This window comes from Ruegeria sp. AI2 (assembly GCF_056541275.1).
Genome location: NZ_JBQFYB010000085.1, coordinates 1 through 603 on the forward strand (window position 1 = coordinate 1; position 603 = coordinate 603).

Here is a 603-nt window from a genome sequence, read left to right on the forward strand (position 1 = left end):
GGTTTTGGGCGACTCGTTCATCCGGGGCACCTTGTCTGACGAAACCGAGACGATCCCCGCTTTTTTGTCACGATGGTCGCAGGATTCGCATTTCGTAAACCTGGGCACAGGGGGTCACGGAACCCTGCAACACGCGCTGACCTATGATGAGTTCAAGGACGAGATTCCTCATGACACGGTGCTGCTGTTTGTCTTCAACCGCAACGACCTGATCGACAACGTCCGGTTCCGCAAATGGCAGGACAACCCGGGCACCCGCAATCACACGCCGACATTCACCCAGCGTTTGAAACGCGGCTTTGCCTCGCTTTACGTGGGTAAGCTGTTGCTGATGTTCAAAACGCAAATGTTCGACCGGAACCTTTTGCCATCCGTTCCAACCGAGACGGAACAGACGCTGTTTTTTGAATCCATTCGGTCTCTGTCCCAGGCCGCTGCGGCCAATGGCGCGCGGCTGATCGTGTTTTCGCTGCCCGACATCTCGGAATTTGTCGGCGAAGACAGGATCACCTTTCGCGAAGATCCTGTGGGATACAGCGATGAGGTCCGCGATCTGATCGATCAGGCCGCGACAGAAAATGGTTTGACTTGGCTGGATTTGAA

The 603-nt window shown here is 55.2% G+C and carries 1 protein-coding gene; it reads left to right on the forward strand.

Going from position 1 to position 603, the window contains the following annotated elements; translation table 11 throughout:
* Nucleotides 1–603 (forward strand): hypothetical protein (locus ACR0LL_RS21305; protein ID WP_480589326.1); only part of this gene is annotated, 603 nt, incomplete at both ends.